Origin of the sequence: Clostridium sp. MSTE9, assembly GCF_000277625.1 — a bacterium.
Taxonomy (GTDB): Bacteria; Bacillota; Clostridia; order Oscillospirales; family Acutalibacteraceae; genus Faecalispora; species Faecalispora jeddahensis.
The window spans coordinates 54,240-66,629 of the sequence record NZ_AKFU01000035.1; the positions used below are offsets into that span (position 1 = coordinate 54,240).

Here is a 12,390-nt window from a genome sequence, read left to right on the forward strand (position 1 = left end):
GGTTGAGGAATGAAGAATTTGAATCAGAGAGGGATTAAAAAATGAAGCGAATGAGGCCGTCTGTGACCAAACGTTTTTTTTCGGCAGTACTTTCCGCTGCGGTAACCACTGCGGCGTTTGTCAATATGATGCCGGTGGTAATGGCAGCGCAGGCTACTACAACAGATAAGCTGAATATCAGATCCGGACCGGGAACAAGCTATGAAATCGTGAAAACGATTGATAAAGGAACCGCGGTGGAAACGCTGGATTCCGGGAGCTCCGGGTGGTATAAGATCAAGCTTGCCGACGGAACGCAGGGGTATTGCAGCTCGCAATATCTGCAGGTTTTGTCTTCCGGCAGCTCGAGCAGCTCCGGCAGTTCCGCGTCCGCCAACACCAGCGGGTCATCTTCCACCTATGGCACTTTGACTCTTGATACCCGCAGCTATACCATGGCCCCAGGCAATATTTATGATTTTCGGGCAAAGGTAGAGGGCATGGGTCTGACGCAGGCCGATGTAAACGTGTATTCCTCCCGTACCGGTATCGCAACCGTTACGCGTGTGGCGGGAACGGATAAATACCGGGTAACCGCCAAGGGAGAGGGCGTTTGCTATGTGGTGGCGGAGGTTGCCGGGGTGCATGCCTCCATTAAAATCACGGTGCAAAAGGGTGTAAAGGCGTGGGGAGAATCCACTCGTTCCATCTCCCTGCTGGGGGATCATCCGGACAGGCCGTCCGGCGGGGATACCCCTTCCGGCGGGCAGACCAGCGCGATCACACTCGATACAAAGAGCTATCAGTTTGCCTCCGTTGGTAAGGTCTATCAGTTTTTGGCAAAGGGAATTGCAAGCGGAAGCAGCCCCACGGTGACTTCCTCCAATCCGTCGGTTGTCAGCGTTTCTTTAAAGAACGCCAATGATCCCCGCGGGTACTTATATGAAATCAAGGCGGTTTCGGCGGGCTCTGCCGTGATTACCGTCAGCAGCGGAAGCGCTTCCGCGCAATTGACCGCTACCGTGCCGGGTTCCGGCGGCTCCGGCGGGCAGACCGGTGTGATCACACTCGATACGAAAAGCTATCAGTTTGCCTCCGTCGGCAAGGTCTATCAGTTTTTGGCAAAGGGAATTGCAAGCGGAAGCAGCCCCACGGTGACTTCCTCCAATCCGTCGGCTGTCAGCGTTTCTTTGAAGAACGCCAACGATCCCCGCGGGTACTTATATGAAATCAAAGCGGTTTCGGCAGGCTCCGCCGTGATTACCGTCAGCAGCGGAAGTGCTTCCGCACAGCTGACCGCTACCGTGCCGGGTTCCGGCGGCTCCGGCGGACAGACCAGCGCGTTTACCCTGGATACATCAAGCTATGCCTTTTCCTCTGTCGGCAGTGTGTATCAGTTCCTGGCAAAGGGAATTGCAAGCGGAAGCAGCCCGACAGCCACTTCTTCCGATTCCTCGGTCGTCAGCGTTTCCCTGAAGAACGCCAACGATTCCAGGGGATATCTGTATGAGATCAAAGCCGTTTCGGCGGGTTCCGCCGTTATCACCGTTACCAGCGGCAGCTTTACCGCCTTTCTGACGGCGACTGTGTCGGACTCCGGCGGCTCCGGAGGCGGCAGCACTGAAATCACGGGCGCCAGAACCACAACCGACGTGAATCTGCGCAGCGAGCCGAATACCAACTGCTCGGTGCTGGTGACTCTGAGTCCCGGTGTAGTCGTAACGGTTTTGGACACTGCTTCTTATCCTGACTGGACAAAAGTGAGAACGGCCGACGGTAAAGTGGGTTACCTTTACAATGACTACATAGAGTATTTGTACGGCAACGATGGCACTCAGGTTTCCGGCCTGACGCTCTCGCACACCTCGGGGACGATTCCAAAAGGAAAGAGCTATTATGTCAAAGCTTCGGTGTCCCCCACGGGCACTGCTGTGACATGGACCTCCAGCAACACCAATGTTGCAACCGTCAGCAACGGCTTTATTTACGGCAATCAGCCCGGCAGTGCGGTTATCACCGCGAAAGCGGGTTCCAAAACAGCAACCTGCAATGTAACCGTCACAGCGGCGGACCCGGTGAAAACAGCTTATACCACTCCCAATGTGGCCGGGATCGGCCAGCAGGTCGAGCTGGTGGCGGTAACGGATAACACCCGTTCCTCCGTGCGTTTTGTGGTTTCCATGAACGACGGCACGACGAAAACGCTCGATGTCGGAAACTACACGACCGAGAACTCCACCAACGGCAATCTGGCCCCGAACTACACCCGCGTTTGGAAAACGGCGGTCACGTTCTCTTCTCCCGGTACCTATCAGGTTGCGGTTTATTCCTCCACGGGCGGCTCCAGTTACAGTAGCACGGGAGCAACCACCAGCAGCTTTGTCGTCAGCACACAGGAGAAAACCTCCTCCACGCGCGAAAACCGCCGTGTCAGTGACGAAATGCTTGCGCTGATCGGCAAGTGGGAGGGTTATAGCGCCGCTGTTTACCCTGATACACTGGCGAACAATATTCCGACCATCGGCTATGGACAAACCTTTGGCGCAGGTGCGCTGTTCTATAACAACCAGACAAAGACAGAAGCCTGGGCCCAGCTGCTTAATTCTGTCAACGGTTCTTATACGCAGGCGGTCAATACCTTCCTCGCGAATAATAACATCAAAGCCAATCAGCAGAACTTCGACGCGATGGTCAGCTTCTCGTACAACGTGGGGGCGGGCTACTGGAGCGGCTCCAGCGCGTTTGACATCCGAGAGATCATGCTGAACTCTGTGGTTCCTCCGACGATTCCCGCAGGCGGACTTTCCGCATCGGCTACTTTGAATTTTGATCTGTTCCCTTCCGCCAGTTCGGGGGGCGGGCGGCTGACGGAGGTAGCGGCCTCCACATCCCTGCAGGTGCTGCAGACGACGGTGGATGCTTCCACGAAGTCGGTTTGGTATCAGGTGCAGACGCCGGACGGAACCGTTGGCTGGGCGCGCTCCGGAGCGATCCGATTCAGCAATGCAGCCAGCATGCAGCGTGATCTGAGCTATACCGACGCCTATGCAATGGCGACGGAATGGCTGCGCTGGAATCAGGCGGGCGGCAAGGTCTACGCAGGCCTGGTGTACCGCCGTCTGGGAGAAACAAAAGTATTCTCCTTCGGCAACTATACGGAGGCTGACAGCGCCAATGCCAATTACAAGAAGAACACCTACGGCTACACATACCCGGTTTCCGCCCAGCCGTACGAGCAATAAAATAATCCGATGAACAAAACAGCCCTGCCGGACTTTCTCCGGCAGGGCTGTTTTTAGGATCGTAAAAAAGGAAGAGTGTTGAGTTTACAGCACTCTTCCTTAGTTTGTTCAAAAATCCATTTATCGCAATAGTTCCGCTGAATAACTTACTGCGCTGCGAAGCGATTCAAAACCGGCCTGAATCGAATTCGCGATCAGGATACCGGCAATCACAATGGCTGCAGCAATGAATAAACTACCGATTACTGTCTGATAATTTTTCATTTGACGCTACTCCTTCGGTTTCAGAGCGCCTGCACGGCCTCTTTCTTTTTCTTCGGCTTTTTGCGGTAGCGGTCCTCTTCGCTGAAAACGCAGCCGCAGTATTTTTGCATATACAATCCCTTTTCTCGGGCCTTTTCCTGGCCTTCGCGAAAATAGGGGCGGAAATCGCGGTACAGAAACTCCACACCGTATTTTTCGGCGCTTTGCTCCATGGTCTCCCGCAGCAGCTCATGATTCTGATAAGGGCTGATGAGCAGGGTAGAGGTAAAGCTGTCAAAGCCGTGCTCTGCGGCGTAGGCCGCGGCGGCCTCAGCGCGGACAGAATAGCAGTATCCGCAGCGGTGGTCAAAATCGGGAGAAACATTGCGGATAAACTCGCGCAGGCCGTAGTCGCCCTCCAGTATCAGTTCCATCTCCACGTCCTTTGCGTGCTGGACCAGCGCCTCCTTGCGGCTTCTGTACTCCGTATAGGGGTGGATGTTCGGATTGAACCAAAAACCGACAGGCTCAATCGCTTCACTGCGCAGAGTTTCAATGCACATGATGGAACAGGGAGCGCAGCAGATATGCAAAAGTGTTTTCATGATCGTCACCTGGTTTTTCTAAGAATATGGAGCATGCCGATGTCGGATGCTCGAATGATTCTTATTATACACCGGTACGGCGGCTGAATCAATCTTGTTTCTCACGCAGAATCTTTTGCCACAGAGTTTGTGCTCTGGATTGGTAATGAGCCTGCACGTTTCCTTTTGGTTTTCAGGGTGCGCTCCAGTATTTTCGGTCCAGTGCGCGGTACTGCACCGCTTCGGCCGCGTGACGCGGTTCGATGGTGTCGCAGTTGTCCAGATCCGCGATGGTGCGGGAGATTTTCAGCACCCGGTCAAATGCTCTGGCCGAAAGGCCCATGCGTTCAAACGCCGTTTTGAGCAGTGTCTGTGCGCCCGGGCTCAGGCGGCACACCTCATGCAGCAAGTTCGGCGTGATGCGGGCGTTGCAGGTGATGCCCGTGCCGCGAAAACGCTGGTTCTGGCGTTCCCGCGCCGCATTGACCCTTTCCCGGATTCTCGCGGAGCTTTCCGCTTTATCGCTCGAAGAAAGCACGTCAAACTCTACGGGCGGAACCTCGACGTGCAAATCCAGGCGATCGAGAAGGGGCCCGGATATTTTGCCAAGATAACGGTCCACCGCGCTCGACGAGCAGACACAGGCCCTTGTGGGGTGTCCGAAATAACCGCAGGGGCAGGGATTCATCGCGGCCACCAGCATGATCGAGCTGGGGTAGGTGACGCTGCCGCTGACCCGCGAGATGGTGACGGTCCCATCCTCCAGCGGCTGGCGCAGAACCTCCATGGTGTCGCGGTGGAATTCGGGCAGTTCATCCAGAAAGAGCACGCCATTGTGCGCAAGCGAGATTTCTCCGGGGCGCACGACCGTACCTCCGCCGGAAAGCCCGGCCGGGGAGATCGTGTGATGCGGCGCGCGGAAGGGCCGTTCCCACATCAGGGTGCTTCCCCCGGGAAGCGTGCCGGCCACGGAATAAATCTGGGTGGTGGTGATGGCTTCCTCTAAGGTCATGTCCGGCAGAATCGACGGAACGCGCTTTGCGAGCATGCTTTTCCCCGAACCGGGCGGGCCGATCAACAGCACGTTGTGGCTCCCGCTGGCCGCGATCTCCAAAGCGCGTTTGGCGGCTTCCTGCCCGCGCACCTCCGAGAAATCCGGCAGGGGAAAGGCGGTGTTCCTGCCGGAAAACGGATCGGATACGCATGGGGGAATCAGGCGCTGCCCTGTCAGGTGCATCACCAACGAACGGATGTCCGTCACGGGATAAACCCGAAGCCCTTCCACCACAGCGCCCTCCGGCGCGTTTTCTGCGGGAACGAAAAAGTCGGTGATTCCGGCCTGCTTTGCGGCCAGCGCCATGGACAGAATTCCCTTTACGGGCCGCACCTCGCCGGAAAGCGACAGTTCCCCCACCATGGCGCAGTGCTCTGCATCCCCCTCCAGCTGGCCGGAGGCATACAGCAGGGCGGCCAGCACCGGCAGATCGTAAATCGGCCCTTCTTTTCGCTTGTCGGCCGGGGCCAGGTTCACCGTGATTTTCGATACCGGGTAGGTGAACCCGCAGTTTTTCAGCGCGGCCCGAACTCTGTCGCGCGATTCTTTCACCGCGGCGTCAGGCAGTCCGACCACTTCAAAAGAGGGAAGCCCATTGGAAAGATCGGCCTCCACTTTTACCATAAATGCATTCATTCCATGCAGCCCCAGGCTGTGAAGAAAGGATACCAAAAAAATCCCCCCTAAATATCCTCTTCATTATATCGGAATTTTTTTGCTTTTTCCATAAAATGGGAAATAATTGCACGACAAAAATCAAAATAATTGTCGCAAAAAGAGATATTTTGTGCGTGTAATACTATTTTAACAACGAAAGAACAAAAAATTTTGTAATTTTTATTGACTTTACTAATAGGATCGAGTAAAATGAGTGTTGTAGAGAATCGCTGATACCTGAGGTGCTTATTTTGTTTGATCTATTGCCGGAACTTTCCGATCAGCAAGTGGCAGAGCTTGTGAACGAAGGGAACACAGATGCCTTTGTTGAATTGACAGCCCGTTACATGGGGTTGATTCGTGGAAAAGCTTCCGCCTTCCGTGGGGTACCCATTGAGCCCGAGGATTTATATCAGGAGGGCCTGTTGGGGCTGCTTCACGCAGCACACAGCTATAAAGCCAGTGGTTCCGCCAGTTTTAAGACATACGCAGGAGTTTGCATTTACCATCAGATGGTAACGGCGTGCCGGTCGGCACTCAGCCGAAAAAATCTTCCTTTACATAATTTCGTTTCTTTTCATGATGCAGAGCAGGACGACAGCTGGACAGCCTCGTTCCTGTCCGACCAGATTGCCAATCCGGAAACATTGTTGATTGACAGAGAGAACCTCGAAGGGCTCAGGGCCCGCATCAATCAGAGCTTGTCTAAAATGGAGCAGGAAGTGCTGTTTTTATATTTAAATGGCTGTACGTACCAAGAGATCGCGCAAAAGCAGGCTGTTTCTGTGAAAGCGGTGGATAATGCGATTCAGCGGGTACGAAAAAAACTGAAAAACCCATTTTAGAATCTCTATGCCCGGGTAGCTTACGTAGAGCGTTGGTAATCAAAGGAGTCGGTGCGAATCCGTCTAAGGGCAAATATCTTTAATTCAAAGCGAGGTAAAATCAAATGTACGAGGACAAGACTCTCACATGCAAGGAATGCGGTGCGGAATTTGTATTTACTGCCGGCGAGCAGGAGTTTTATGCGGCGAAAGGCTTTGTAAATGAGCCCCAGCGCTGCAAGAGCTGCCGCGATGCCCGCAAGAATGCAGCCAAACCGGAACGTGAAATGTTTGTGGCCACCTGCGCTTCCTGCGGAAAAGAAGCGAAGGTTCCGTTTAAGCCCCGTGAGGATCGCCCGGTTTACTGCAGCGAGTGCTTTGCAAAGATGAGAGAAGAAGGCTGATAAAAGCGAGCGATTAACGCCCCTCGCGCTCTGCGCGGGGGCGTTATTTTTGTATATTGGGACAGGGATTGATTTTTTTTCTTCCGGGTATTATAATAAAAAAAGAATTCAAAAACGGAGGAAATTCCTATGACAAAGATTACAAAGGATACCGTGATCGGCGATATTCTTGATTTAGATCAATCCACCGCGCCTTTCTTTTTGGAGATGGGCATGCACTGCCTTGGCTGCCCGGCCTCCCGTGGGGAATCGATTCAGGAAGCCTGCATGGTACACGGAGTAGACCCCGACGCGCTTGTAGAAAAGCTGAACGCCCATCTGGGTGCGAAATAAGCAAACAGGCCAAATGCCGCCCGGCAGTTACTTTGCCCGGGCGGTTCTTTTATCCGGCGAAGCGGCGGCTTTTCACAGAGCTTTGTTTGGCCGGAAGATCGGGGAGGAATTGTGTGAGCAGACCATTATTTCAGCTGGATCCAAGGCTTCAGCTCTGCGCGGATTTTGTCCGGCCGGGGGCCAGAATGGCCGATATCGGTACAGACCACGCCTATCTGCCCGTGTGGCTCGAAAAGCAGGGGAGAATCCGGTCGGCAGTGGCCGCGGATGTTCGCACCGGGCCGCTGGCCAAAGCGGAAGAAAATCTGAAACGCTACCAAACGGAGAACATCTCTGTGCGCCTGTCGGACGGCCTTGAGAAAATCCAGCCGGAAGAAGCGGAGGACATCGTTATCGCGGGCATGGGCGGCGAGCTGATCGCGCAAATCCTGTCCGTTGCGCCGTGGGTCAGGCAGGAGGAACGCCGCCTGATTCTGCAGCCGATGACCTGTGCGCCGGAGCTTCGGGACTATCTGCGGCAAAACGGTTTTGCCGTTCTGCGGGAAGAGGCGGTGGAGTCGCGCGGGCATGTGTACAGTGTGATGCTGGTGTGCTGGCAGCCCGGGCACCCGCAGACGGGGGAGCTGTATCCTTATATCGGTATGCTTCGCCCCGATACTGCCGCGGCCCGTACTTATATCAAAAAGCAGAGCGCCGCGCTGCGGGTGCGCGGGAACGGCCTGAGCGCGAAAGACCCCAAAGAGGCGCAGCGGCTTCTGCGGGTGGCAGATCAGCTGGAACGCCTGATTCCAAAGGAGGACTTGAAATGAAAATGGTTACTGCCGGCGATATTTATGACTTCTTAAATGTATGCGCTCCCTTTGAAACGGCGATGAGCTTCGACAATGCCGGTTTCCTCGTGGGGGAACGAGAGACTCCTGTTTCCGCCGTACTGCTGGCGCTCGATATTACGCCCGATGTGGTAGGGGAGGCGGCCCGGCTGGGAGCCGAGCTGATCATCAGCCATCATCCGGTCATTTTTCAGCCGCTTCGCCGTATGGGCCCGCAGGACGTGCCGTATCTTCTGGCACAGCACGGCATCGGGGCGATCTGCGCCCACACCAATCTCGATCTCGCGCCGGGCGGCGTGAACACCTGCCTGGCGGAGGCTTTGGGTCTGGAAGATATCCACGGGGTCAAACCATATGGAACAAATGGGCTGTGGGAAGGTCTCATCGGGAATCTGCCGCGCCGTAATTCTCCCGCGGAATTTGCGGAATATGTCAAACAGGCCCTGAACTGCGGTGGGCTGAAATATGTGGACGGAGGAAAGCCCGTGCAAACGGTCGCTTTGTGCGGCGGCGCGGGTGCCGATCTTCTGGAGGATGCGGTGCAGGCCGGCGCAGATGCGTTTGTCACGGCGGACACCAAGCATCATCAGCTGCTTTTGGCAAAGCAACTTGGCATCACCTTGGTGGATGCCGGTCATTTCAACACGGAGGACGTTGTGATTCTGCCGCTGAAGGAAAATCTGCAGGAACAGTTCCCAACCGTGCATTTTCAAAAATCAGAGGTGCTGTGTGATCCCGCACAATACCTGTAAGGGGGTGCCCCAATGGCTTTGGACGGGGCTTTTTTAAGACATTTATCGCGGGAGCTGGAACAGGCGGCGCAGGGGGCCAGGGTAGAGAAAATCTATCAGCCCAATCGGGAAGAGATGGTCTTTCTGCTGCGTACCCGGTCGGAGCAGTTTAAGCTTTTGATTTCTGCCCGCGCCAACAGCGCCCGGATTCATTTTACACGGTTTGTACCGGAAAACCCGAAGCAGCCGCCCATGCTGTGCATGCTGATGCGCAAGCGCCTTTCCGGCGCCAAGCTGCTACAGATTCGTCAGCCGCAGCTGGAACGGCTGCTCTTTCTGGATTTTGAAGCCGTCAACGAGCTGGGCGACCTTGTCCGACTGACCGTGGTTTCCGAGATCATGGGGCGGTACAGCAATATCATTTTGGTAGACGAAGAGGGTCGGATCATCGATGCGCTCAAGCGGGTCGATGACGAAATGAGCTCGGAACGGCTGGTTCTGCCGGCCTTGTGGTACGAGCTGCCGCCGGCGCAGGGAAAGCTGTGCCTGCTGGAAACACAGCCGCAGCAGGTGCTGGCCGCTCTTCTTGCCCAGCCGAAGGAGATGGAGCTCTCAAAGGGGCTGCTTTCTGTTTTGCAGGGGGTGTCGCCCATTGTCTGCCGCGAGATACAGCACCGCGTTGGCCATGGGGAACAGGTGCTGGTTCACGGGATGACCGATTCGCAAAAGGAACGCCTATTGTTCTTTTTGGGCCGCCTGAAGCAGGAGGTGGAGGAGTGCTCCGGCGTACCGCATCTCGTTTTAGGGCCGGATAAAAAGCCGATGGACTTTTCTTTTCTCCGCCCAGAGCAATACGGTACGTCTGCCGTTGTGCGGGAGCACGCTACCTTCTCAGAGCTTTTGGACGCTTTTTACGAGGAGCGCGACCGCATCGATCGCATGCGGATTCGGGAGCAGGATCTGCTCCGGCACCTGACAACGATCTCCGACCGGCTCAGCAGAAAAATCAATGCCCAGCGCGGCGAGCTGGCACAGTGCGCCGAACGGGAGCATCTGCGCGTCTGCGGAGATTTGCTCAACGCCAATCTGTATCAGATCGAGCCGGGCCTGTCCAGCGTGGAGCTGGAGAATTTTTATGAGGAATCCCTGCCGAAGCTGCGTATCCGGCTTGACCCGCGGCTCACGCCCTCACAGAACGCCCAGAAGTATTATAAAGATTACCGCAAGGCGCGTACGGCCGAGGAGAAGCTGACGGAGCAGATTGCACAGGCACAGCAGGAGCTTTCATATCTCGACACGGTTCTGGAGGAATTGAGCCGTGCGGAAACGGAGCGCGATCTGATCGAGATTCGCCAGGAGCTGCAGGAGCAGGGCTATCTAAAAGCTCCCAAGGGGAGCAAGCAGCGCCCGGCGGCCACCGCCGCGCCGATGGAATTTACCGTTTCTGATGGATTCCGGGTGCTGGTGGGCCGAAACAACAAGCAGAACGACCGATTGACGCTGAAGCTTGCCAATAACAACGACATCTGGTTTCATACCAAGAACATTCCCGGCTCGCACACCATTCTGGTGACGGACGGCAGAACGCCTACGGAAAGCGCCCTGCTGGATGCCGCGCGCCTTGCAGCGGCACACAGCAAAGGGAAATCCTCTTCTCAGGTGCCGGTGGATTACACACAGGTACGCCATGTGCACAAGCCGGCCGGGGCGAAGCCCGGCATGGTCATCTACGAAAATTACCGCACAATGTATGTAACGCCGGAAGAATAAAAGCCATGGCCACCTTGATCCGGTGGTCATGGCTTTTTTTATCTTTCTTTCAAACTGGCCTTTTAAATCAGCTTTCACTTTCCACGATTTCGTTGGCTGCGGCGTTGTCTGTTTGTACGGTCGCATCTTCCAACCGTTTCGCCCGCTGCACCAATATCTGCGAAATGATCAGGTGGCATAGCTCACCGAGGAAGAAAGCGAGATAAAGGCCTTTTCCCGCAAACAGAAAGACAGATACAATCAGAAAAATCTGGATAAACCCGATGCACCGCAGCAGAGAGATCACGGAAGAAAAGGCGTTCTGCTCTGTTGTCTGAAAGAACAGAATGTTCATCATTGTAATTCCAACGGGGATATACGCCAATGGATAAAAACGGAGCATGTGGCTGGTCAGCGCGGTTAATTCAGGGTTTCCGGCACGAAACAGCGAAACAATTCCATTACTGAAAACGAGGCAGAAGAAGACCAATATCAACGGGGTGATAATATTGGTACGCAGCCCAAGGTAATAGATATGCGTAAAAGCCCGCTTGTTTCCCTGGCCGTGGTAGAGACTCATCAGCGGCTGTGCACCCTGCGTAACGCCGATCAAGACCATATTGATGATAGCGCAGACATAACCGACAATGGAATACGCTGTCACGCCAAGTGTCCCTACGATATAAATGATCGCAAGATTAAAAGAGAACGTAACGGCGGGCAGGCTGAACTCCATAAGAAAGGTAGCAAAGCCGTTGCTCGCGATCCGTTTGATGTCCGGAAGATGAAAGGCGGGCTTTCTGATCCGGAGCGCGCCTTTCTTGCCGGCAAAGTGGGTCACATAAAAGGTAAGCTCCACCAGCATCCCAATGCCGTTTGTTATGGCGGCCGCTTCAATCCCGTAATGAAGAACCAGAATAAAGATGACGTCAAGGACAGCGTTAATGATAGCGCCGGTAGAAGTCGCCACCATGACGAGTCTGGGGGCGTCATCATTGCGCACAAAGACGGAAAGCGTGCACACGATCATTTGAAACAGGAAAAACGCCGACATCCATTTCATATATGCCGCTGCGGAGGGCAGCAGCGCCTCGTTGGCTCCTGCGAGCACAACCAATTGTTCCCGCAAAAAGAATCCCAAAAGAGCCATTATGGTGCCGATGGCAAAGGCAAGCGTCAGGCACTGGCAGAAAATATTGTTTGCTTTGTCCAGCTCGCCCTGTCCTTTGTAAAAAGAGTATACATTGGCGCCGCCTACCGCGATCAGCATGGCCAGGGCGATAACGATCATGCCGAATGGGAATACAATGTTGATTGCAGCCAGTGCGATTTCTCCAATGCCCTGCCCGACAATAATGCCGTCCAAAACAGTATAAAGTGCCTGAACGACCATACCGATGACGGCAGGAATGACGTACTTGATAAATTGTTTGTTGATGGGTTTCAGATCTGTGTTTTGAATATCCATACTATCCTTGCCTTCCACTAAATGAATCTTAATAATGAAGAGATGCCAGTGATACGAGTGCGCAAGCTTTGCCGCCAATCCATCTTCCGTATGAAAAAAAGCCAGACAAAATACCGGGAATCATCCCGACATCTTATCTGGCCTTGTTCTCACAAAAAGCCCTCCGATGAAGCTCTCAAATTTCAAATGAATCTGAGTTCATATTTTATTATGGGTATGTAACGTGATAAAAGCACAAAGCTTTTATTTACGATATAAAATGATGATAGCACAAATTCAGATGCAGATGGAT

At 54.3% G+C, this 12,390-nt stretch carries 11 protein-coding genes; 7 read left to right on the forward strand and 4 right to left on the reverse strand.

Annotated features, from left to right (window positions below; genetic code table 11):
* Nucleotides 1–62 precede the first annotated feature (62 nt).
* Complete coding sequence (locus tag HMPREF1141_RS09120) at nucleotides 63–3,221, forward strand: SH3 domain-containing protein (protein ID WP_009063617.1); 3,159 nt, start codon at nucleotides 63–65, stop codon at nucleotides 3,219–3,221.
* A 120-nt stretch (nucleotides 3,222–3,341) separates the two neighbouring features.
* Here HMPREF1141_RS09120 and HMPREF1141_RS17355 read toward each other — a convergent pair whose 3' ends face one another.
* The 3 genes from HMPREF1141_RS17355 to HMPREF1141_RS09130 form a co-directional block, all read right to left on the reverse strand.
* On the reverse strand, nucleotides 3,342–3,485 hold the full coding sequence (locus HMPREF1141_RS17355) for a hypothetical protein (protein WP_009064021.1): 144 nt from the start codon (nucleotides 3,483–3,485) through the stop codon (nucleotides 3,342–3,344).
* Between the two features lie 20 nt (nucleotides 3,486–3,505).
* On the reverse strand, nucleotides 3,506–4,069 hold the full coding sequence (locus tag HMPREF1141_RS09125) for an epoxyqueuosine reductase QueH (RefSeq protein ID WP_009064234.1): 564 nt from the start codon (nucleotides 4,067–4,069) through the stop codon (nucleotides 3,506–3,508).
* 172 nt (nucleotides 4,070–4,241) lie between these two features.
* On the reverse strand, nucleotides 4,242–5,774 hold the full coding sequence (locus HMPREF1141_RS09130; protein ID WP_009063910.1) for a YifB family Mg chelatase-like AAA ATPase: 1,533 nt from the start codon (nucleotides 5,772–5,774) through the stop codon (nucleotides 4,242–4,244).
* A gap of 227 nt (nucleotides 5,775–6,001) precedes the next feature.
* Between HMPREF1141_RS09130 and HMPREF1141_RS09135 the strand changes: the two genes are divergently transcribed.
* The 6 genes from HMPREF1141_RS09135 (at nucleotide 6,002) to HMPREF1141_RS09160 (ending at nucleotide 10,651) form a co-directional block, all read left to right on the forward strand.
* On the forward strand, nucleotides 6,002–6,604 hold the full coding sequence (locus HMPREF1141_RS09135; RefSeq protein WP_242824580.1) for a sigma-70 family RNA polymerase sigma factor: 603 nt from the start codon (nucleotides 6,002–6,004) through the stop codon (nucleotides 6,602–6,604).
* A gap of 104 nt (nucleotides 6,605–6,708) precedes the next feature.
* Complete coding sequence (locus tag HMPREF1141_RS09140) at nucleotides 6,709–6,987, forward strand: zinc-ribbon domain containing protein (RefSeq protein WP_009064159.1); 279 nt, start codon at nucleotides 6,709–6,711, stop codon at nucleotides 6,985–6,987.
* Between the two features lie 129 nt (nucleotides 6,988–7,116).
* Complete coding sequence (locus HMPREF1141_RS09145; protein ID WP_009063525.1) at nucleotides 7,117–7,320, forward strand: DUF1858 domain-containing protein; 204 nt, start codon at nucleotides 7,117–7,119, stop codon at nucleotides 7,318–7,320.
* Between the two features lie 113 nt (nucleotides 7,321–7,433).
* Nucleotides 7,434–8,129: a class I SAM-dependent methyltransferase gene (locus HMPREF1141_RS09150; RefSeq protein ID WP_009063622.1), complete on the forward strand. Its 696-nt coding sequence runs from the start codon at nucleotides 7,434–7,436 to the stop codon at nucleotides 8,127–8,129.
* Nucleotides 8,126–8,902 (forward strand): Nif3-like dinuclear metal center hexameric protein, encoded by a 777-nt coding sequence (locus HMPREF1141_RS09155; RefSeq protein WP_009064101.1) that lies wholly within the window; start codon nucleotides 8,126–8,128, stop codon nucleotides 8,900–8,902. The genes HMPREF1141_RS09150 and HMPREF1141_RS09155 overlap by 4 nt, the downstream gene beginning before the upstream one ends.
* A gap of 12 nt (nucleotides 8,903–8,914) precedes the next feature.
* Nucleotides 8,915–10,651, forward strand: a complete 1,737-nt coding sequence (locus HMPREF1141_RS09160) for an NFACT RNA binding domain-containing protein (RefSeq protein ID WP_009064141.1) — start codon at nucleotides 8,915–8,917, stop codon at nucleotides 10,649–10,651.
* Nucleotides 10,652–10,718: 67 nt separating this feature from the next.
* Here HMPREF1141_RS09160 and HMPREF1141_RS09165 read toward each other — a convergent pair whose 3' ends face one another.
* Entirely contained in the window at nucleotides 10,719–12,098 is a 1,380-nt protein-coding gene (locus HMPREF1141_RS09165; protein WP_155863576.1) for an MATE family efflux transporter, read from the reverse strand.
* Nucleotides 12,099–12,390: the final 292 nt, after the last annotated feature.